The following is a 20173-nucleotide window of genomic DNA, read 5'->3' as shown; positions in this document are numbered from 1 at the left end:
CTGTTCCCGCCCTTTGTGAATTTCGCCGGCCGCCAGGCGTGCCGCGATAGGTTGTCCCCCTGCCCCAAGCGCTCTAGCCAATCAAGCGCCCAAGCCGCTCCCATAGCCCGAACGAATCCAGGTCGTTGACCGTGGTGAAGACGAGCAAAGCGAGGAGCAGCGCGAGGCCGCCTCGAAATGCCCAGTCCTGCGCCTTCACGCTGACCGGCCGCCGGCGGACCGCCTCGACGGCGTAGAAAACGAGGTGTCCGCCATCCAGCATGGGGACTGGCAAGAGGTTGATGAATCCCAGATTAATTGAAAAGATCGCGAGCAGCTGGATGAATTCGAACAGGCCGAGGCTGGCTTGCTGGCCGGCAATCTGCGCCATCTTGAGCGGCCCGCCCAAGTCATCGGTCGAGCGCCGCCCGGTGATGATCTGCGCCAGGCCGTCAATCATCGAGCGCGTCAGCCCGACCGTATAGGAGGTCGCCGCGGGTATCAGCTCGAGCGGCGGGATGCGTTCCATCACCCGCTCGCTGGCCATCACGCCGAGCAGTCCGGTGCGAAAGGTCTGGCCGAATTCATCGCGCTCCGAGTGCACGCCGAGCCTGGCCTCGACCTGGCGCGGCGCACCGTCGCGCTCGAGCCGGATCAGCACCTGCTCGCCCGGGCGCAACACCACGATCCGGCGCAAATCCTCGAAGCTGGCGACGTCCTGCCCGGCGATCTCGGTAATACGGTCGCCCGGGGCCAGGCCGACCTGCTGGGCGACGCTGCCGGGCTGGATCGAGCCCACCACATTGGGCGTACGCGGTACGCCGAGTGCTGCAAAAAACGCGGCGAAAATCAGGATCGCCAGCAGAAAGTTGGCGAGCGGGCCGGCGAGCACGATCAAAAAGCGCTGCCACACCGGCTTCAAATGGAAGCTGCGGGCGCGATCCTCGGGACTCAGCGCCTGCTGGTCGGCCGGCTGGCTCGCCCCGTCCTCGTCGCCGACGAAGCGGACGTACCCGCCCAATGGGATCGCGCCGATCTTCCACCGCGTGCCGCGGCGGTCGTTCCACCCGGCGATTTCCTTGCCGAAACCGATCGAAAAGGTTTCGGCGCCGACCCCGAACCAGCGCGCCACGAGGTAATGGCCCAGCTCGTGGATGAACACCAACGGCCCCAAGGCCGCGATGAACGCGACGAGGATGAACCACAGGGGCGGTTGGGCAAGCATCAGGTGCAGCAGCCTTCGGAAATCAGAGCGCCGACGCGGGCGCGCGCCGAGCCGTCTATGGCCATCACCTCGTCGATCGAGCGCGGCGGGGCGCTCTCGGCGTTTTCGAGCGCCTTTGCAACCAGTTCCGCGATGTCGGCGAAGCCGATCGCGCCGCCCAGGAAGGCCGCCACCGCGGCTTCGTTGGCGGCATTGAGCACGGCCGGCGCGGTGCCGCCCGCTTCCAGTGCCTCGCGCGCCAGGCGCAGCGCCGGGAAGCGCACCGGGTCGGGCGCCGCGAAGTCGAGCCGGGCGATCGCCGCGAGGTCGAGCCGCTCGGCCGGCGTCGCCATCCGCTCGGGCCACGCCAGCGCATAGGCGATCGGCACCCGCATGTCGGGCGCGCCGAGCTGGGCGAGCATCGAGCCGTCGACGAACTCGACCAGCGAATGGATTACCGACTGGGGGTGGATCACGATGTCGATCCGCGACGACGGCAGCCCGAACAAATGGTGTGCCTCGATCAGCTCCAGCCCCTTGTTCATCAGCGTCGCCGAATCGACCGAGATCTTGGCGCCCATCGACCAATTGGGATGAGCCACCGCCTGGGCCGGGGTCGCGGCGCGCATCTCAGCCTCGCTCGACGTGCGGAACGGCCCCCCGCTGGCGGTCAACAGCAACCTTGAGACGTCTTCGCTCCTGCTTCCAGCAAGGCACTGGAAAATAGCGTTATGTTCGCTGTCCACCGGCAGCAGAACGGCGTTGGAGCGGGCCGCCACGTCGGTCATCAGCGCGCCCGCGCTGACCAACGCTTCCTTGTTCGCCAGCGCCACCGTGCGCCCGGCCTCGAGCGCCGCCATCACCGGCCGCAGCCCGGCGCAGCCGACGATCGCCGCCATCACCCACTCGGCCCCGCCCGCCGCGGCCTCGAGCAGCGCCTCGTCCCCGGTCGCGGCAGTGCACCCGCTCCCCGTCAGCCGCTCGCGCAACTCGCCGAGCTTTGCTTCGTCCGCGATCACCGCGAGCGTGGCATTGGTGCGCAACGCCGCGTCGGCGAGCGCCGCGACATTGCTCGCCGCGGTCAGCGCCACCACTTCGAACCGCTCGGGCGCGCGCTCGATCAGATCAAGCGTCGAGCTCCCCACCGAGCCGGTCACGCCCAGAATCGAAACCGTGCGCCTCATACCGCGCCCGCAATCACCGCAATGCCGGTCAGCAGCGCCACCGGCAGCAATCCATCGAGGCGGTCGAACACCCCGCCGTGCCCGGGCAGCATGTCGCCCGAATCCTTGACCCCCGCGCGGCGCTTGAGCCAGCTTTCGAACAGGTCCCCGCCCTGCGCGGCGATCGCGAACAGCGGCGCCAGCGCAAACAGCGCGCGGTCGAGCCCCGCATACAGCACCCAGCCGCCGCCGAGCAGCGCCGCCGCCGCCATTCCGCCGTACAGCCCGGCCCAGGTCTTACCCGGGCTGATCGCCGGCGCCAGCTTGCGCTTGCCGAAGGCGCGGCCGACGAAATAGCCGCCGATGTCGGTCGCCCAGGTGACGATGAACACCCACAGCACCAGCCCCAGCCCGTTATCGGCGCGGTCGCGGATCCACAGCAGCGCCAGCGCGGGCAACAGCGCATAGACGAACCCGCCGATGCTCCACGCCGCGCCCTTGCCGCGCACCAGCTGCATCCATTCGTAGAACACCGCGGTCGCCGCGGCGGCGACCAGGATGGCGAAGAAATAGCCGCCGACCACCGCCGCCATCAGCGCCAGCAAGATCAGCGCGGCGCCGGTCAGGCTGCGGGTGATGAGGTCGTTCACCGGCCACCGAAACGGCGCTGGCGGGCGGAAAATTCGCCCAGCGCGGCAGCGAAGCACGCCTCATCGAAGTCGGGCCACAGCGTCGGCACGAACAGCAATTCGGCATAAGCCGCCTGCCACAACAGGAAATTGGACAGCCGCACTTCGCCCGAGGTGCGGATGAGAAGGTCGAGCTCGGGCAGGCCGGCGGTGTCGAGCGCGGCCGCGAACGCGGCCTCATCGATCGCTTCCGCCGGCTGGCCCGCCAGGCTCTTCGCGGCCGCGACCAGTTCGGCGCGGGCGCCGTAATTCAGCGCGACGACCAGCGTCAGCCGGCTGTTTCCGGACAGTCGCTCGACCGCTTTGTCGAGCCGCGCGACCAGTTCGGGCCCGAACGCGCGATAATCCCCGATCAACCGCAGGCGGACGCCTTCCTTGTCCAGCGCATCGAGCTCGCGCTCGAGATAATAACCGAGCAGTCCCTTGAGGTCGCTGACCTCTTCTTCCGGCCGCCGCCAATTCTCGGACGAGAACGCATACAGTGTAAGCACCTCGACCTGGTGCTCGGCCGCGGCGCGCAGCGTCTTGCGCACCGCCTCGGCCCCGGCGCGATGGCCAGCCACCCGCGGCAGCCCGCGCTGCGCCGCCCAGCGGCCGTTGCCGTCCATGATGATCGCGACGTGGCGGGGGCCGTCACCACCTCCGTTCGTCCCGAGCGACGTCGAGGGGCGTGTCTCGACTGCGCTCGACATGAACGGTTTTTGGGGCACCTTCACTTGCCGAGGATTTCCGCTTCCTTGCCATCGGCAACAGCATCGATCTCGCGGATGGTGTCGTCGGTCAGCTTCTGAACCTCGGTGCCGAGCCGCTTGTGCTCGTCCTCGCTGATCTGGTGCTTCTTCTCGTCGGTCTTCAGATGCTCCATCCCGTCGCGGCGGACGTTGCGCACCGCGATCCGCGCCTTCTCGGCATATTGGCCGACCAGCTTGGCGAGCTCCTTGCGCCGCTCCTCGGTCAGATCGGGGATCGGCAGGCGGATCATCTGGCCGTCGGTGATCGGGTTCAACCCGAGCCCCGCCGAGCGGATCGCTTTCTCGACCGGCTGGACGTTCGATTTGTCCCACACCTGCACCGAGATCATCCGCGCTTCGGGCACCGACACCGTGGCGACCTGGTTGAGCGGCATGGTCGCTCCGTAAACTTCGACATTGACCGGATCGAGCAAAGCGGTCGAGGCACGCCCCGTACGCAAGCCGGCGAGATCGTGCTTCAACGCCTCGACCGCGCCGTGCATGCGGCGTTGCAGATCGGCTTTGTCCATCGTTGCAGGCATTTGTCAGTCTCCGTTCTGAACCACCGTCGCGGTTCCGCGCCCGGCCAGCACCTCGGCGAGGTTGCCCGGCTGGCGCACGTTGAACACGACGATCGGGATATTATTGTCGCGGCACAAAGCCACCGCGGCGGCGTCCATTACCTTCAGATTGTCGCCCAGCACGCGGTCGTAGCTTAAGGTGTCGAAGCGCGTCGCCGTGGGGTCGAGCTTGGGATCTGCGGTGTACACGCCGTCCACGCTGGTGCCCTTGAACAAGGCGTCGCATCCCATCTCCGCGGCGCGCAAGGCGGCCGCGGTGTCGGTGGTGAAATAGGGATTGCCGGTGCCCGCGGCGAACAGCACGATGCGGCCCTTCTCGATGTGCCTCAATGCGCGGCGGCGGATGTACGGCTCGCTCACGCTGGCCATCGGGATCGCCGACTGGACGCGGGTGTCGACGCCCTGCTTTTCCAGCGCGTTCTGCAGCGCCAGTGCGTTCATCACCGTCGCCAGCATTCCCATGTAATCGGCATTGGCGCGGTCGAAGCCCTTGGCCGCCGCCGCCATCCCGCGAAAAATGTTGCCGCCGCCGACCACCAGGCACAGTTCATGCCCCTGTCCCTTAGCCGCGGCGATCTCCCCCGCGAGCCCGGCGACCGCGGCGGGATCGATGCCGAACTGGCTGGTCCCCATCAAAGCCTCGCCCGACAGCTTCAAGAGGATGCGGTTGAAGCGGGGACGGGTCATGCGGGCGCGTGTCCTTGGTCGATATGCAAAGGGGCGAGCGCGCTTCTATGGCGCACCCGCCCCGTTGCCAAGCGAGCATCCTCCCCGACTTTTGGCGGAGAGGTGGCAGCCGCAGGCTGACGGAGGGGTTCTGGTTGCTCCGGAGGTCCCTTCCACCATCCTGCGGATGGTCCCCCTCCCCGCGAAATCGCAGGGAGGAAGCAGCTCAGGCGACCGGCTCGGCTTTGTTGGTGCCGGCAGCGGCCGCGACTTCGGCGGCGAAGTCGCTTTCCTTCTTCTCGATGCCCTCACCGAGCTGGAAGCGGACGAAGCCCTTCAACGCGATGTCCGCTCCGGCATCCTTGCCGGCGGCGGCGACGACGTCGGCGACCGGGGTCTTGCCGTCGATCACGAACAATTGCGACAGCAGGGCATTGTCCTTGCGGAACTTGGCGAGCCCGCCCTCGACCATCTTCTCGACGATCGCGGGCGCCTTGCCGCTTTCCTTGGCCTTTTCCATCGCGATGCCGCGCTCGCGCTCGACCAAAGCGGGGTCGAGCGACGCGGCGTCGAGCGCCAGCGGGTTGGCGGCCGCGATGTGCATCGCCAATTGCTTGCCGAGCGCCTGCACCGCGTCGCCCGACGCGGCGCTCTCGAGCGCGACCAGCACGCCGATCTTGCCGAGGCCCGGCGCGACCGCGTTGTGGACGTAGGACACCACCGCGCCCTGCCCGACTTCGAGCAGCGCGGCGCGGCGCAGCGACTGGTTCTCGCCGATCGTGGCGATATTGTTGGTCAGCGCCTCGGCGACGGTGCCGCCGGCCGGGAACGCGGTGTCGTTGAGCGCGGCGACATCGTCGCCGGTCGTCAACGCAAGCTTCGACACGGTGCGAACGAAGTCCTGGAACTGCTCGTTCTTGGCGACGAAATCGGTTTCCGAATTGACTTCGACGACCGCGCCCTTGGTGCCCTCGACGGCAACCCCGACGAGGCCTTCGGCGGCGGTGCGGCCGGCCTTCTTGGCGGCTGCAGCGAGGCCCTTGGCGCGCAGCCAATCGACCGACGCTTCCATCTCGCCCTGGTTTTCGGCCAGCGCCTTCTTGCAATCCATCATGCCGGCGCCGGTGCGCTCGCGCAGTTCCTTGACCGCAGCGGCCGTGATCTCAGCCATTCAATTTTCCTTTTTGCCCCCCTCCCGCTGGCGGGAGGGGCTGGGGGAGGGAATGTCGTGAGGGGCTGGACGCCTTGCAAGGCAGGCCCTCCCCTCGATCCCCTCCCGCGAGCGGGAGGGGAGGAAGCAGACTAAGCCTCGAGCGCGGCCTCGACCGGCGGCTCGGCCATCGCGCCGATGTCTTCGCCGCGCGCCTGGGCGTTGCCCGAGCGGCCGGCGGTGGCGGCCTCGGCCACCGACTCGCAATAGAGGCGGATGGCGCGGCTGGCGTCGTCGTTGCCGGGGACCGGGAAGGCGATGCCCTGCGGGTCGCTGTTCGAATCGAGGATCGCGACGACCGGGATACCGAGCACATTGGCTTCCTTGATCGCCAGCTCTTCCTTGTTCGAATCGATCACGAACATGACGTCGGGCAGGCCGCCCATGTCGCGGATGCCGCCCAGCGACTTCTCGAGCTTGTCGCGCTCGCGGGTCAGCTGGAGGACTTCCTTCTTGGTCAGGCCGGCGGTGTCGCCGCTCAATTGCTCTTCGAGGCTCTTGAGGCGCTTGATCGAGTTGGAGATGGTCTTCCAGTTGGTCAGCATGCCGCCGAGCCAGCGGTGGTTGACGAAATGCTGGCCACTCGCAGCGGCCGCCGCGGCGACCGCGTCCTGCGCCTGGCGCTTGGTGCCGACGAACAGCACCTTGCCGCCGCGCGCGACGCTCTGCTGGACGAAGTCGAGGGCGCGCGCGAACAGCGGCACGCTCTGCGACAAGTCGATGATGTGGACGCCGTTGCGGTCGCCGAAAATATACGGCTTCATCCGCGGGTTCCAGCGATGGGTTTGGTGGCCGAAGTGCGCTCCGGCCTCGAGCAATTGCTGCATCGTGACGACAACAGTCGCCATAGGATAGTCTCCTTCCGGTTTAACCTCGGCGGGTCCGAGCGACCGGTCATGCGACCGGCACCGGTTTATGTAGACCCGCCTGTGGGATGGCCGCGCCTCTAGCCGAGGACGCGGCGGGGTTCAAGGGGCGACCGGACGGACCCGCTTGACAAGCGAGAACATAAAGAGAACATTGTCCCGCTAAACCGAGCCACTCGCAGCCGTCCCGGAACAAACCAGGACTCAGCGGGTTCAGCGCCTCAATAAGGGAAGACCGACAATGATCGCAGCGCTTGCCACACTCATCTTTCTCGCCACGCTGTGGCTGGTCGTCGTCGCCCTTGCCGACACGCTCGACGGCAATTTTGCGAAGATCGCCGCTGCGCTAGCCGGGCGCTCGCTCGCGTCGCGTATACAGCCTACCCCCGTCGCGCTGCGGGTCCGCCAGCGCGTTAGCGCCCGCCAGCAGCGGACCCTGCGGGCCGAGCCTCAGCTGCGCGCCGCCGCTTGACGCGGGCGTAGCCAGCCAGGCTCAACGGCAGCATCGCCAGATAGATCACGGAAATCGCAAGCAAGGTCAGCCACGGCTCGTTGAGCAAAGCGGCTCCGAACAGAGCCACGCCGGCCAAGGCGAACAGCCGCCACTCGCGGCGGATGCGGATCGACGACCAGGTGTAGGTTGGAACGCTGCTGATCATCAGCGCGGCGATAAACAGGGTCCACGGCATGGTCACCACCCAGCTGCGGAAAGCATCGTTACCGGTGATCAGCCACAGATAGAGCGGGACGAACGCCAGGCCAGCGCCGACCGGCGCCGGGACCCCCGTATTGTACCCGGCCTCCTTGTGCGGCTGCGGCCCGGCATCGATCCGCGCATTAAAGCGCGCCAGGCGCAGCGCGCAGCACACCGCCAACGCCAGCGCCACCGTCCAGCCGAACTTGGGAGCCGATTGCAGCGACCACAGGAACAGAATCAGCGCGGGCGCGGTGCCGAACGCGATATTGTCGCTCAGCGAGTCGAGCTCGGCGCCGAACTTGCTGTTGGCGCGCAGCAGCCGCGCGATGCGCCCGTCCATCCCGTCAAGAACGCCGGCGACAATGATGCAGCCCAGCGCGCGACCCCAGTCGCCACCGATCCCGTACCGCACTCCGGTCAGCCCGAAGCACAGTGCCAAAGCGGTGATCGCGTTGGGGGCGAGCGCGCGCAGCGGGATGCCGCGGACTTGCCGCCCGGGTGGCGTCACTGGCTGGCCCCGCTGAGCGCCGGATCGACCCCGATTTCGCCGAGTACGGTCTCGCCCGCGATCGTGCGCTGGCCGAGCAGCACGCGCGTCCCGGTGCCGTCGGGCAGATAGACGTCGACGCGGCTGCCGAAGCGGATCAGCCCGACGCGCTCGCCGGCAACCACGCTGTCGCCCTGGGCGACGAAGGCAAGAATGCGCCGCGCGACCAGACCGGCGATCTGGGTAAAGCCGATCATGAGGCCGTCCTTGCCCTCGACCAGGAAATGCTGGCGCTCATTGTCCTCGCTCGCCTTGTCGAGGTCGGCATTGAGGAATTTGCCCGGGACATAGGCGATTTTGGTTATCCGGCCCGCGATCGGCGAGCGGTTGATGTGGACATCGAACACGCTCATGAAAATCGACACCCGGGTGAACTGACCGTCGAGCCCGTCGGGTCCGGCCAGCTCGGGCGGCGCGGCGACCCGCGTTATCATCGTCACCAGCCCGTCGGCCGGGGCGACGATCAGCTTGGGGTTCTGCGGGGTGACCCTGATCGGATCGCGGAAGAAAGCGGCGACCCAGATCGCCACGCCGATCAGCAGCCAGCCGAAGAAATGGCTGATTACAAAATAGACGAACAATGCGATCGCGGCGGCGATCAGGACGTATTTGCGCCCTTCGGGATGGACGGACGGAAAGCGCCATTTGACCGCGGTCAACTGGCTGTCGGGCTTGTCGATGGCTGGCATGGCGCCTCCCTAACAGAGCGAAGCGGGAAGCGACAACCGCCCCGTTGCCTTGCCCCCGCCGCTTGCTTAAGGCGCGGGCCAACCTCCCAAATGCTCGCAGGAACGCCGCATGGCCAAGATCAAGGTGAAGACCCCGCTCGTCGAGCTCGACGGCGACGAGATGACGCGGATCATCTGGCAATGGATCCGCGAGCGGCTGATCCAGCCCTACCTCGACGTCGACCTGATCTATTTCGACCTCGGCATCGAGAAGCGCGACGAGACCGGGGACAAGATCACGGTCGAAGCGGCCGAGGCGATCAAGCAGTACGGCGTCGGCGTGAAATGCGCGACGATCACGCCGGACGAGGCGCGGGTCGAGGAATTCAAGCTCAAGCAGATGTGGAAATCGCCCAACGGGACGATCCGTAACATCTTGGGCGGCGTGGTGTTCCGCGAGCCGATCGTGATCGCCAACGTGCCGCGGCTGATCCCCGGCTGGACCGACCCGATCGTGATCGGCCGCCACGCCTTTGCCGACCAGTATAAGGCGACCGACTTCCTCATCCCGGGCAAGGGCAAGTTGACTATGAAATGGACCGGCGAGGACGGCCAAATCGTCGAGCATGAGGTGTTCGACTATCCGGGCGCCGGGGTGGCGATGGGGATGTACAACCTCGACGACTCGATCCGCGAATTCGCCCGCGCCTGCCTGACCTATGGCTACAACCGCAAATGGCCGGTCTATCTGTCGACCAAGAACACCATCCTCAAGGCCTATGACGGCCGCTTCAAGGACATCTTCCAGGAGGTGTTCGAAGGCGAATTCAAGGACAAGTTCGCCGCCGCCAAGATCGAGTACCAGCACCGCCTGATCGACGACATGGTCGCCTCGGCGCTCAAATGGAGCGGCAATTTCGTGTGGGCGTGCAAGAATTACGACGGCGACGTCCAGTCGGACCTCGTCGCCCAGGGCTTCGGCAGCCTCGGGCTGATGACCTCGATCCTCATGACCCCCGACGGCAAGACCGTCGAGGCCGAGGCGGCGCACGGCACCGTCACCCGCCATTACCGCATGCACCAGGCGGGCAAGGCGACCTCGACCAACCCGATCGCGTCGATCTTCGCCTGGACCGGCGGGCTCAAGTACCGCGGCAAATTCGACGACACGCCGGACGTGGTCAAATTCGCCGAGACACTCGAGCGGGTGTGCGTTGAGACGGTCGAGGCGGGGCAGATGACCAAAGACCTCGCGATCCTGGTCGGCCCCGACCAGCCGTGGATGACCACCGAGCAATTCTTCGAGGCGATCCGCGCCAACCTCGAGACCGCCATGGCCGCCGAGGGGATCGCCGCTTAGGCGGCTTTCGGCGAGCGCACCCTCTCCCGCCGCACGCCGAGGCCGATCAGGCGGCCGGGGATTCGGCGCAATAAGGGCAAGCGGTCGAGCAGGCGGACGATGCGCGGCGCTTGCGTCAGCGGCGGGCCCGGCTGCAGCAGGCGCCCGATGATGCGGTCCTGCGCGGCCTTTTGCCCGGCCTGGACCATGCGCGTGGGAAACATCCGGCGATGCTGGACCTTGGCGAGCAGCGGATCGACGTCCCTGCCCCGGGCCAGCGGCCCGGCGACGATGTTCGCCGCGGCGACCGCGTCCTGGATGGCGAGATTGATGCCGATCCCGCCGATCGGCGACATCGCATGCGCGGCATCGCCGATCGCCAGCAGCCCGGGACGGTGCCAGCGCATCAGGCGGTCGAGCGACACGCTCAGAAGGTGGAGGTCGTTGAGCGACTGCAGCGATTCCGCGCTTTGGGCCAGCCCAGGCTCGGCCTCAGCCACTTCCTCGCGGAAAGCGGCGATGCCGCGCGCTTTCAATTCGTCGGCCTTGCCCTTGGGGATCAGGAACGCGCACTGCCAATAGTCGCCGCGGTCGATCAGCACGATCAGCCGCCCGGTCTGGACCGAACCGCGCAGCGCTTCGCCGCTTTTCTCCGCCTTGGGCAGGCGGAACCAGAACACGTCCATCGGCGCGCCGAGGCTTTCCACCGGCAGCATGGTCCGCACGATCGAGGAGCGGCCGTCGGCGGCGATCACCAGCCGCGCCGATAGCTCCGAGCCGTCGGTCAGGCGGACGCCTGTGACGCGGCCGTCGGCTTCGACGAAAGCGGCGACCTCGCGCTCCATCGCGAGGTGGAAACCGGGGTAAATCGCAGCTTCATCGCGGAGGAAATCGAGGAAATCCCACTGCGGCATCATCGCGATGAACGGCGCGGGGGTATCGAGGTGCGAGAGGTCGCCGATCGTCCATAATCGGCCGGCGATGCGCAGCTCGGCGCGGTTGATGCGGTTGTGCGGGCGCTCGAGGAACCGCTCGAGCAGGCCGAGCTGCGAGAGAATTTCCATGGTCGACGGGTGGACGGTGTCACCGCGGAAATCGCGGAAGAAATCGGCGTGTTTTTCGAGGATGCGGACGGTGCAGCCGGCGCGGGCGAACAGCAGCCCAGCCATCACTCCGGCGGGGCCGCCGCCGACAATCACGAGGTCGGTGGGCGCTGACCCCGGGGCTGTCACGGCCTTAAAGCCCCTATTGTCCCGTAGCAGGCGACCATTTTTGCGACTTTAGGAGCAAGGACAGGCGGTGCGCGCGAATGATGACGTCATGACGCCAAGAACGCTGACAGACGAAATCCTACATTGAAAGCGAAATCGTCACCGCCGCTCGGTGACAGGCGCGGCGCGCCCTGCCACAACGCGGATCATGGCCGAGCCGATGGCGATCACCCCCGCGATGTCCGACGCGCTGACCATCCTCGGCGCCGCCGGGATCGTCATCCCCGCCTTCGCGCGGTTCAAGATCAACCCGGTGATCGGCTTCATCCTGGTCGGCATCGTCGCCGGCCCGCACCTGCTCGGCGGACTGGCGGACGCCTATCCGTGGCTGCAGGCGGTAAGCATTAACGACCCCGCGGGAATCGCGCCGGTCGCCGATTTCGGAATCGTCCTTTTGCTGTTCTCGATCGGGCTCGAATTGAGCTTCAAGCGCCTCGCCGCGATGAAAAAAGCGGTGTTCGGGGTCGGCGCGGCCGAATTGTTCGGCTCGGCGGTGCTGATCGGCGCGCTGCTCCTGCTGCTCGGCAATTCGCCGTCGGCGGCGGTGGTGCTCGGGCTGGCCTTGGCGATGTCGTCGACCGCCTTGGTGGTGCCGATAGCGGGGACCACCAGCCCGGTCGGCCGCGCCGCCTTCGCCATGCTGTTGTTCGAGGACATCGCGCTGGTGCCCTTGCTGTTCCTGTTCGGAACGCTCGGCGGGGCGGCGCTGGCCGGGCTCGGCGAAGTCGTGTGGCAGGGCGCGGCGATGATCGCGGCGATGCTGGTCGCGGGCCGGCTGCTGCTGCCGCCGTTGTTCGCGCAGGCGGCGCGGACCAAGAGCCCCGAGCTGTTTCTTTCGATCAGCCTGCTGGTGGTGATCCTGTCGAGCCTGGCGACGGCGTGGGTCGGGCTGTCGCCGTTGCTCGGCGGGCTGATCGCGGGAGTGCTGATCGCCGAGACCGACTATGGCCATGAGGTCGAGGTGGTCACCGCACCGTTCCGCGGGCTCGCGCTCGGGGTGTTCCTGATCACCATCGGGCTGCGGCTCGATTTGCCGCTGCTGCTGCGCCAGTGGCCGGCGCTGCTGATCGCGCTCGGCAGCGTGCTGGCGATCAAGACCGTGGTCACCGCGAGCCTGCTGCGCTGGTCGGGATCGCGCCCGGCGGTCGCCGCCGAAACCGGGCTGCTGATGGCGAGCCCGTCCGAGACCACGCTGATCCTGCTCGGCGCCGGGGCCGCGGCGGGCGTCATCGTGCAGGATGCGGCGAGCTTCTGGCAGGCGGTCACCGCGCTCGGGCTGACCGTCACGCCGCTGCTGGCGATGATCGGGCGCGCGGCGGCGCGGCGGGTCGACCGCGAGGGCGCCGATGCGTTGCCCGACGGGGCGGCGGAGGGGCGCACGGTGATTTTCGGCTTCGGCCGCGTCGGGCGGATGGTGGCCGACATGCTGAGCGAGCACGGCCGGGCGTATGTCGCGGTGGAAAGCGACGTCGATGCCGTGATCGCCGCGCGCGAGGGCAATTACCCGGTGCTGTTCGGCGATGTCGCGCGCGGCGAGCTGGTCGACCGGCTGCATCTCGACCGCGCCGCTGCGCTCGTGCTGACGATGGACGATCCGGTGCTGGTGGCGCGGCTGGTGCGGCGCCTGCGCGGACAATTCCCCGACCTCGCGATCATCGCCCGCGCGCGCGACACCGCGCATGCCGCGGCGCTGTACAAGGCGGGGGTGACCGACGCGGTGCCCGAGACGGTCGAGGCGTCGCTGCAATTGTCCGAGGCGGTGCTGGTCGATCTCGGGTTGGCGATGGGGCCGGTGATCGCCAGCATCCACGAGAAGCGCTCGCAGCTGCGCAGCGAGATCATGGCCGAGGCGGAGATGACGGTGGAGCCGCGGCTGGGCGGAAAGCGGCTGCGGGATACCTAGTTCGCGCGCGATAACCCGTTCGTCCTGAGCGAAGTCGAAGGGCTAATGGAGTTCGCCGTGGGTGCGCCCTTCGACTTCGGCCCGCGGCCTCCGCTCAGGACGAACGGATGGGTTGCGGCGGGACGCGGTTGCGCAATTCGGGGGCGATCAGGGACGGGTGAGCGTGACCGTCAGGCCGGCGTCGCCGCGGATGGTGACGCTTTCGCCCGGAGCCAGCGGGACGGTCTGGTTGAGCTGGACCCCGCGCGTCCCCTCGCCCGAGCAATCGGGCTCGGCGACCGGGCGCTGCCAGCTGACATTGACCGAATAGCCCGGGCCCTGGTGCGAATTGTCCCGCGCATAGAGCTGGATGTTCAGCGAATTCTGCGTCGAGCCCGAATAAGGGCGAGAGCCGGCGCAGGGCAAAGCGGGTGCCTCGCTGCGGGTTTGCGAAAAGCTCGCGCCGCTGTTTTGGCCGACGCGCAGCGTGTCGTCGAACAGGCTGCGCCCGGCGACGGCGACGCGGACGTGGAGCGTGGTCACCGCGGATTGCTCGATGGGGCGGGCGATCCGCGATGCGGTCACGACCGGCGGCGGCGAGGGGGTGATCACGACCGGCTGGCCCTGCAGCGCGGCGGCGAAGATCAGGCTGAGCATAAGCTGGGTTCCTGCGGCGGGAGCGGTGGTCGCGGCGATCCTATTGCCGAGCGGTGAACAATTGCTTGCGGTTGTCGGGCCCTCCACCATTCCCCCTGCGGGGAACGGTCCCCACCGCTCTTTGGCTCCGGTGGCCCCTCCACCATTCCCTCTGCGGGGAATGGTCCCCCTCCCCACCGCTGCGCGGCAGGGAGGATTTTAGGGTGTAACCTTGGGCAAAGGGTGTCCTCCCTGCCGTGAAACGGTGGGGAGGGGGACCGCTCAGCGCAGCTGAGGGGTGGAGGGGCCGGGGGTGCCGCAATAGCGCAGCAGCGCGTCCGCCACGGCGCTGGCATCGGCCAGCACTTCGCGCGCGGGGAGACGCATCACTTCCAGCCCCTGCCCCGCCAGCCATTGGTCGCGCACTTCATCGCGCGCGCCACGCGTGCCGGTGGCGTGGGCGAACCCGTCGACCTCGATCACCAGCTTGCGCGCGGGGCAGTAGAAATCCGCGACGTACGGCCCGACTGCATATTGGCGGCGGAACTTGATTCCATTGGGCGAGCGGCGGAGCAGGCGCCAGAGGAGGACTTCGGGCAGGGTCATGGCGCGGCGCAGGAATCTTGCGTTGCGCATCGAGGCTGGGGTGGCTTTCATTCGTAGCGCCTCCTCGATTCGCTCTGCTGGCCCCTCACCTTTGGCTCCGCTGGACCCTCCCCTTTGGCTCCGCTGGCCCCTCCACCATTCCCTCTGCGGGGAATGGTCCCCCTCCCCACCGCTGCGCGGCAGGGAGGATTTTTAGGCTGTGACCTTGGCCAAGGCGTCCTTGACCGCTTGCAGCGCGTCTTCCGCCTTGTCGCCGTCGGGGCCGCCGCCTTGCGCCATGTCGGGGCGGCCGCCGCCGCCCTGGCCGCCAAGCGCGGTCACCGCGGCTTTGACCAGCTCGACCGCACTGACGTCACCCGCGAGGTCCTGCGTGACGCCGACGGCGACGCTGGCGCGGCCTTCGTTGATGGCGACCAGCGCGGCGACGCCCGAGCCGAGGCGCTGCTTCATCGCGTCGACTTCGCCGCGCAGGCCCTTGGGGTCGAGGCCGTCGACGACCTGCCCGAGGAAGGCGTGGCCGCCGATTTGCTCGGGGCCGGCGGCTTCGGTCTTGGCCGCGCCGCCGCCCATCGCGAGCGCTTTCTTGGCGTCGGCAAGCTCGCGCTCGAGGCGGCGGGCGGTTTCGACCAAAGCGGCGACGCGCGCGGGGACTTCGTCGGGGGCGGACTTTAGGGTGGCGGCGGCCTCGCGCAGGCGGGTCTCGCGCTCGACCAGCCAGGTCCGCGCGGCCTCGGCGGTGAGCGCCTCGATGCGGCGGACGCCCGACGACACCGCGCTTTCGGAGATGATCTTGAGGAGTTGGATGTCGCCGAGCGCATTGACGTGGGTGCCGCCGCACAGCTCGACCGAGTAATCGGCCTCGATGTCGCGGCCCATGCTCAGGACGCGGACTTCGTCGCCGTATTTCTCGCCGAACAGCGCCATCGCGCCCGCGGAAATGGCTTCGTCGGGGGTCATCAGGCGGGTGGTGACCGGCTGGTTGTGGCGGATGTGGGCGTTGACGTCGGCCTCGATCGCGGAAATGTCGTCGGGCGACAGCGCCGAAGGGTGCGAGAAGTCGAAGCGGAGGCGGTCGGGGGCGACCAAACTACCTTTCTGGGTGACGTGATCGCCGAGGCGCCGGCGCAGCGCGGCGTGGAGCAGGTGCGTGGCGCTGTGGTTGGCGCGGACGCGGTCGCGGCGGTCGGCATCGACGATCTGGTGGACGGTGTCGCCGGGCTTGAGCTCGCCTTTTTCGACCTTGGTCAATAGCGCGTGGAGCTTGCCGAGGGGCTTCGATGTATCCTCAACAGTGCCGGTGAAGCCGTTGAGTGAAGACAATTTTCCGGCGTCGCCGACCTGGCCGCCGCTTTCCCCGTAGAACGGCGTCTGGTTGAGGAGGAGCTGGACGGTTTCGCCTGGTGACGCGCTCTCGGCGCGGGCGCCGTCCTTGACGATCGCGAGCACCATGCCCTCGCCTTCGTGGCCCGAGTAACCGGTGAACTCGGTGCCGCCGAACTCCTCAGCGAGGTCGAACCACAGATCGTCCGACGCGGTGTCGCCCGAGCCTTTCCACGCGGCGCGCGCGGCGGCCTTTTGCGCGGCCATCGCGGTGTCGAAGCCGGTGCGGTCGACGGCGAGGCCGCGCGCGCGCAGGGCGTCCTCGGTGAGGTCGTAGGGGAAGCCGTAAGTGTCGTAGAGCTTGAACGCGGTCTCGCCGGCGAGGGTACCGCCTTCGGATAGATCGGCGGTCGCTTCGTCGAGCAGCTTGAGGCCGTTGACGAGGGTCTGGCGGAAGCGGGTTTCCTCCTGGGCGAGGGTCGCCTCGAGCAGCGGCTGGGCGCGCACCAGCTCGGGGTAAGCGGCGCCCATTTCCGCCACCAAGGCGGGGACGAGGCGGTGCATCAGCGGTTCGCTCGCACCCAACAAATGCGCGTGGCGCATGGCGCGGCGCATGATCCGGCGCAGGACATAGCCGCGGCCCTCGTTGGCGGGGAGCACGCCGTCGGCGACGAGGAAGCCCGCGGCGCGGAGGTGGTCGGCGATGACGCGGTGCGACGCCTGTTGCTCGCCCTCGGCCTTGGTGCGGGTCAGTTCTTCCGAGGCGTGGATCAGGGCCCGAAACGTGTCGGTGTCGTAATTGTCGTGGACGCCCTGGAGCACCGCGGCGATCCGCTCGAGCCCCATTCCGGTGTCGATCGATGGCTTGGGCAGGTCCGAGACGATTTCGTCATTGGCCTGGAGGAACTGCATGAACACCAGGTTCCAGATCTCGACGAAGCGGTCGCCGTCCTCGTCGGGGCTGCCGGGCGGGCCGCCGGGGATATGGTCGCCGTGGTCGAAGAAGATCTCCGAGCACGGGCCGGACGGGCCGTCGGGGCCCATCGCCCAGAAATTGTCCTTGGTGGCGATGCGGATCAGGCGCTCGTCGGGCAGGCCGGCGATCTTTTTCCACAGCGCGTGGGCGTCGTCGTCGCTATGGTAGACGGTGACCGTCAGGCGGTCGGGCGCGAGGCCCCATTCCTTGGTGAGGAGGGTCCATGCGAGTTCGATCGCGCGGTCCTTGAAATAGTCGCCGAACGAGAAATTGCCGAGCATTTCGAAGAAGGTGTGGTGGCGCGCGGTGTAGCCGACATTGTCGAGGTCGTTGTGCTTGCCCCCGGCGCGCACGCATTTTTGGGCCGAGGCGGCGGTTACGTAGGGGCGCGTTTCGAGGCCGGTAAAGACGTTCTTGAACGGCACCATGCCGGCGTTGACGAACATCAGGGTGGGGTCGTTGTGGGGGACCAACGGCGCCGACGGGACCCGCGCATGGCCGTGCGCATCGAAATAATCGAGGAAGCCGCGGCGGATGTCGTTGGTCGAGGTCATCGCGGCGATTTACGGTGGATGCTGCGGTGCGGCAAGGGAGCCGCGCCGGCCTCCGCCAATCGCCTCACGCGAAGAGATAGTCGGGGTGATGGAGCGCGACGGCGGCGTTGAACCCCGAGCCCAGCGCCAGCCACGGGCGCGCGCCGATCGACTCGTGCACCGGCGCCTGGGCGGTTTCCGCGCCGGGCAATGGCGAGAGGAAATCCTCATGGGTCAGCGCGGTGCCCGGCGTGACGCGCGCGAACAGCACCTGCGCCGCCGCGCCGGTGCCGTCCGAATCGTAATAGATGCGGCCGGTCGCGCTGTCGTAGATGATGCGGTCGGCGGCATCGTTGGCGGACGCCCCGAGCTGGAATTCGGCCGTGCTGACCGTGCTGCCGCCGAGCCCGGTGAAGATGTCGTGCGACAAATAGAAGGAATCATCGGCGACGACGAAGTCGGTGACGGTGTCGACGTTGGTGGCGGCGTTGAGCGCGCTGTCGAACTGGAAGATGTCGATCCCCGCGCCGCCGACCAGCGTGTCGTTGCCGCCGCGGCCGTTGATGCTGTCGTTGCCGAGATAGCCGTTGAGTGTGTTGGCGCCCGAACTGCCGGTGAGCACGTCGCCGAAACCCGAGCCGATCAGATTCTCGATCCCGGCCAGCGTGTCGATGCCGGCGCCCGATGTGTTCTGCGCGGCGGCGATGCCGAGGTTGACGTAGACCGCGCTCGCCGCCGTCGCATAATTCGCGACGTCGACGCCGTTGCCGCCGTTCAGGACATCGTTGCCGAGCCCGCCGTCGAGCGCGTCGGCGCCCTCCCCGCCGATCAGCGAATCGTTGCCGGCGGCGCCGCGCAGGATGTCGTTGCCGAGATAGCCGTTGAGGCTGTTGGCGCCGGCGTTGCCGGTCAATGTGTCGGCGAAGCCCGAGCCGATCAGATTCTCGACCGCGGTCAACGCATCGCTGCCGGCGCCGAGGGTGTTCTGCGCCCCGGCCAAAGCGAGGTTGACGCTGACCGCGGCGGTCGCCGCGGAATAGGTCGCGACATCGACGCCGTTGCCGCCGTTCAGGACATCGTTGCCGAGCCCGCCGTCGAGCGCGTCGGCGCCCTCCCCGCCAAGCAATGTGTCGTTGCCGCCGAGCCCGCGCAGGATGTCGTTGCCGAGGTAGCCGTTGAGCGTGTTGGCGGCTGCGTTGCCGGCCAGCGTGTCGGCGAACGCCGAGCCGGTGGCGTTCTCAATCGCGACCAGCGTGTCGACTCCCGCTCCGAGCGTGTTCTGTGCGCCCGCCAAGCCGAGGTTGACCGTCACCGCGGCGGCGGCGGCGGCGTAATATGCGACGTCGGTGCCGCTGCCCCCGTCGAGGATATCGTTGCCCGCCCCGCCCACCAGCGAATCGGCGCCGCTGCCGCCGAACAAGGTGTCGTTTGCGGTGTCGCCATACAGGATGTCGTTCCCGCCCTGCCCGGCGATGGTATCGTCGCCGTCACCGCCGTGGATGGTGTCATTGCCCATCGTGGTCGGGGCGGCGACCGCGTGCCCACTGACGGAGACATGGGCGACGAAGGTTTCACCGCCCTCGAACAGGTCGTTGTCCGCTTCGCGGAAACGGATGACCACGGTCTGCGCGGCGCCGCTGGTGTTGGTCACGCTGAGGTAGGGGTCGAAGGCCGAGACGCTGCCCCCTGCGCCGAGGCTCTGCGTCTCATCGTCGCTCGACGCGATCAGGGTGCCCAGCGAGTCGTAGAGGTCGATGATGACGTCGGTGTCGCTGCCGATCGGATGGAAGCCGAAGTCGACATCAATGGTGATCGTCTGGCCGGCCCCGACCGTGACCGACGAGAAGTGCATCTGGCCGGCATCGGCGAGCACGTAGAGCGAGGTGTGCGGGGTGGTCGTGCTGTTGGCGATGAAGGGGTTCTCGTCGAGCGACCACGGGGCCGTCGAACTGTCCAGGCCGTATGGCGAGAGCGGCGAGTTCAGCGTGCCGGTGTTGTATTGCCCGCTGCTGTCGCCGAGGATGAAATCGTCGCCATCGCCGCCGCTCAGGCTGTCGTTGCTGAAGCCGAGCAGGAAGTCATCGCCCGATGTCGCAGATTCGGTCCACAATTGGCTGGGCACAAAGAATTCCTCTCACAGGTTCAAATCGCCGGGCGAATCGCGACCGCGCCGCCGCAGTCCCAGGGATGATCGCATGTTAGCGCCGCGCGGCTCGGCGCTGTCGTGCGCTCAGGCAAAGAAATAGTCGAGCGGCTGGTACGGGCGCTCGCCCGCCGTCATCGCGCCGAACGCATCGCCCGCTCCGCCCCCGGCGCGCCACAGGTCGAGCCCGGCAGGCACATCGTCGGTCTTGGCCGCCTCGGCCGCCGGGGCCTGCGCAACGAAGTCGGCGGCGGTCAGCGCGGTGCCGGCGGTAACCCGCGCGAACAGCACTTGCGCGCCCGCGCCATTGCCATCGGCGTCGTAATAGATGCGTCCCGTCGCGCTGTCGTAGACGATGCGGTCGCCGGCGTCGTTGGCGGCAGTGCCGAGCTGGAATGCCGCCGCGCTCAGCGTGCCCGCCGCGATACCGGTGAACACCGCGGTCGACAGCAGGACGGTGTCGGCG

Annotated in this window: 18 protein-coding genes and 1 pseudogene; 3 read left to right on the top strand and 16 right to left on the bottom strand. The window is 67.9% G+C overall.

What is annotated here, in order from left to right; all coding sequences use genetic code 11:
• Window positions 1-73: 73 nt before the first annotated feature.
• From RMP08_RS07055 to rpsB, 8 genes are all read right to left on the bottom strand, one after another.
• Entirely contained in the window at window positions 74-1204 is a 1131-nt protein-coding gene (locus tag RMP08_RS07055; protein ID WP_310468286.1) for a M50 family metallopeptidase, read from the bottom strand.
• On the bottom strand, window positions 1204-2367 hold the full coding sequence (locus tag RMP08_RS07050; RefSeq protein ID WP_310468285.1) for a 1-deoxy-D-xylulose-5-phosphate reductoisomerase: 1164 nt from the start codon (window positions 2365-2367) through the stop codon (window positions 1204-1206). Before RMP08_RS07050 ends, RMP08_RS07055 begins: the two co-directional genes overlap by 1 nt.
• Window positions 2364-2996 carry a phosphatidate cytidylyltransferase gene (locus RMP08_RS07045; RefSeq protein WP_310468284.1) on the bottom strand — a complete coding sequence of 211 codons (633 nt, stop codon included), beginning with the start codon at window positions 2994-2996 and terminating at the stop codon, window positions 2364-2366. Before RMP08_RS07045 ends, RMP08_RS07050 begins: the two co-directional genes overlap by 4 nt.
• Window positions 2993-3727 (bottom strand): polyprenyl diphosphate synthase, encoded by a 735-nt coding sequence (gene uppS, locus RMP08_RS07040; RefSeq protein WP_310468318.1) that lies wholly within the window; start codon window positions 3725-3727, stop codon window positions 2993-2995. The genes RMP08_RS07045 and uppS overlap by 4 nt, the downstream gene beginning before the upstream one ends.
• Window positions 3728-3747: 20 nt before the next feature.
• Entirely contained in the window at window positions 3748-4308 is a 561-nt protein-coding gene (gene frr / locus RMP08_RS07035; RefSeq protein ID WP_310468283.1) for a ribosome recycling factor, read from the bottom strand.
• A gap of 3 nt (window positions 4309-4311) precedes the next feature.
• Complete coding sequence (gene pyrH / locus RMP08_RS07030) at window positions 4312-5034, bottom strand: UMP kinase (RefSeq protein ID WP_310468282.1); 723 nt, start codon at window positions 5032-5034, stop codon at window positions 4312-4314.
• Between the two features lie 205 nt (window positions 5035-5239).
• On the bottom strand, window positions 5240-6184 hold the full coding sequence (gene tsf, locus RMP08_RS07025) for a translation elongation factor Ts (RefSeq protein ID WP_310468281.1): 945 nt from the start codon (window positions 6182-6184) through the stop codon (window positions 5240-5242).
• Between the two features lie 131 nt (window positions 6185-6315).
• Window positions 6316-7071 (bottom strand): 30S ribosomal protein S2, encoded by a 756-nt coding sequence (gene rpsB / locus RMP08_RS07020; RefSeq protein ID WP_310468280.1) that lies wholly within the window; start codon window positions 7069-7071, stop codon window positions 6316-6318.
• A 259-nt stretch (window positions 7072-7330) separates the two neighbouring features.
• Between rpsB and RMP08_RS07015 the strand changes: the two genes are divergently transcribed.
• A complete protein-coding gene (locus RMP08_RS07015; RefSeq protein WP_310468279.1) occupies window positions 7331-7561 on the top strand; it encodes a hypothetical protein in 231 nt (76 codons plus the stop codon).
• Here RMP08_RS07015 and RMP08_RS07010 read toward each other — a convergent pair.
• Window positions 7503-8294 (bottom strand): phosphatidylcholine/phosphatidylserine synthase, encoded by a 792-nt coding sequence (locus tag RMP08_RS07010; protein WP_310468278.1) that lies wholly within the window; start codon window positions 8292-8294, stop codon window positions 7503-7505. The two genes, RMP08_RS07015 and RMP08_RS07010, sit on opposite strands and share 59 nt — an antisense overlap.
• Complete coding sequence (locus RMP08_RS07005) at window positions 8291-9022, bottom strand: phosphatidylserine decarboxylase (RefSeq protein WP_310468277.1); 732 nt, start codon at window positions 9020-9022, stop codon at window positions 8291-8293. Before RMP08_RS07005 ends, RMP08_RS07010 begins: the two co-directional genes overlap by 4 nt.
• 109 nt (window positions 9023-9131) lie before the next feature.
• Here RMP08_RS07005 and RMP08_RS07000 point away from each other — a divergent pair, with 109 nt between their 5' ends.
• Window positions 9132-10361 (top strand): NADP-dependent isocitrate dehydrogenase, encoded by a 1230-nt coding sequence (locus tag RMP08_RS07000; protein ID WP_310468276.1) that lies wholly within the window; start codon window positions 9132-9134, stop codon window positions 10359-10361.
• Here RMP08_RS07000 and RMP08_RS06995 read toward each other — a convergent pair.
• The gene (locus RMP08_RS06995) at window positions 10358-11539 is read right to left on the bottom strand and encodes an FAD-dependent oxidoreductase (protein ID WP_310468317.1); all 1182 of its coding nucleotides are present in this window, start codon (window positions 11537-11539) and stop codon (window positions 10358-10360) included. The two genes, RMP08_RS07000 and RMP08_RS06995, sit on opposite strands and share 4 nt — an antisense overlap.
• A 220-nt stretch (window positions 11540-11759) precedes the next feature.
• Here RMP08_RS06995 and RMP08_RS06990 point away from each other — a divergent pair, with 220 nt between their 5' ends.
• Window positions 11760-13514 (top strand): cation:proton antiporter, encoded by a 1755-nt coding sequence (locus RMP08_RS06990; RefSeq protein WP_310468275.1) that lies wholly within the window; start codon window positions 11760-11762, stop codon window positions 13512-13514.
• 147 nt (window positions 13515-13661) lie between these two features.
• Here RMP08_RS06990 and RMP08_RS06985 read toward each other — a convergent pair whose 3' ends face one another.
• The 5 genes and pseudogenes from RMP08_RS06985 to RMP08_RS06965 form a co-directional block, all read right to left on the bottom strand.
• Entirely contained in the window at window positions 13662-14150 is a 489-nt protein-coding gene (locus tag RMP08_RS06985; protein WP_310468274.1) for a hypothetical protein, read from the bottom strand.
• A 261-nt stretch (window positions 14151-14411) separates the two neighbouring features.
• Window positions 14412-14786, bottom strand: coding sequence for a DUF559 domain-containing protein (locus RMP08_RS06980; RefSeq protein WP_310468273.1), 375 nt, complete (start codon window positions 14784-14786; stop codon window positions 14412-14414).
• A gap of 141 nt (window positions 14787-14927) precedes the next feature.
• Entirely contained in the window at window positions 14928-17585 is a 2658-nt protein-coding gene (alaS, locus tag RMP08_RS06975) for an alanine--tRNA ligase (protein WP_310468272.1), read from the bottom strand.
• A gap of 64 nt (window positions 17586-17649) precedes the next feature.
• Window positions 17650-19674 (bottom strand): calcium-binding protein, encoded by a 2025-nt coding sequence (locus tag RMP08_RS06970; RefSeq protein ID WP_310468271.1) that lies wholly within the window; start codon window positions 19672-19674, stop codon window positions 17650-17652.
• A gap of 120 nt (window positions 19675-19794) precedes the next feature.
• A pseudogene (locus tag RMP08_RS06965) lies at window positions 19795-20173 on the bottom strand (hypothetical protein); the annotation flags it as partial.

Source organism: Sphingomonas sp. (assembly GCF_031426035.1).
In the GTDB taxonomy this organism is placed as follows: Bacteria; Pseudomonadota; Alphaproteobacteria; order Sphingomonadales; family Sphingomonadaceae; genus Sphingomicrobium.
Note: the sequence above shows the minus strand (reverse complement) of the source record. Positions and strands in the feature narration are given on the sequence as shown.

What these genes read in the sequence shown, in the direction of transcription:
- RMP08_RS07055 (WP_310468286.1), bottom strand. Translation starts at nt 1,204, where the DNA reads ATGCTTGCCCAACCGCCCCTGTGGTTCATCCTCGTCGCGTTCATCGCG.
- RMP08_RS07050 (WP_310468285.1), bottom strand. Translation starts at nt 2,367, where the DNA reads ATGAGGCGCACGGTTTCGATTCTGGGCGTGACCGGCTCGGTGGGGAGC.
- uppS (WP_310468318.1), bottom strand. Translation starts at nt 3,727, where the DNA reads ATGTCGAGCGCAGTCGAGACACGCCCCTCGACGTCGCTCGGGACGAAC.
- frr (WP_310468283.1), bottom strand. Translation starts at nt 4,308, where the DNA reads ATGCCTGCAACGATGGACAAAGCCGATCTGCAACGCCGCATGCACGGC.
- pyrH (WP_310468282.1), bottom strand. Translation starts at nt 5,034, where the DNA reads ATGACCCGTCCCCGCTTCAACCGCATCCTCTTGAAGCTGTCGGGCGAG.
- tsf (WP_310468281.1), bottom strand. Translation starts at nt 6,184, where the DNA reads ATGGCTGAGATCACGGCCGCTGCGGTCAAGGAACTGCGCGAGCGCACC.
- rpsB (WP_310468280.1), bottom strand. Translation starts at nt 7,071, where the DNA reads ATGGCGACTGTTGTCGTCACGATGCAGCAATTGCTCGAGGCCGGAGCG.
- RMP08_RS07015 (WP_310468279.1), top strand. Translation starts at nt 7,331, where the DNA reads ATGATCGCAGCGCTTGCCACACTCATCTTTCTCGCCACGCTGTGGCTG.
- RMP08_RS07005 (WP_310468277.1), bottom strand. Translation starts at nt 9,022, where the DNA reads ATGCCAGCCATCGACAAGCCCGACAGCCAGTTGACCGCGGTCAAATGG.
- RMP08_RS07000 (WP_310468276.1), top strand. Translation starts at nt 9,132, where the DNA reads ATGGCCAAGATCAAGGTGAAGACCCCGCTCGTCGAGCTCGACGGCGAC.
- RMP08_RS06990 (WP_310468275.1), top strand. Translation starts at nt 11,760, where the DNA reads ATGGCCGAGCCGATGGCGATCACCCCCGCGATGTCCGACGCGCTGACC.
- RMP08_RS06985 (WP_310468274.1), bottom strand. Translation starts at nt 14,150, where the DNA reads ATGCTCAGCCTGATCTTCGCCGCCGCGCTGCAGGGCCAGCCGGTCGTG.
- RMP08_RS06980 (WP_310468273.1), bottom strand. Translation starts at nt 14,786, where the DNA reads ATGAAAGCCACCCCAGCCTCGATGCGCAACGCAAGATTCCTGCGCCGC.
- alaS (WP_310468272.1), bottom strand. Translation starts at nt 17,585, where the DNA reads ATGACCTCGACCAACGACATCCGCCGCGGCTTCCTCGATTATTTCGAT.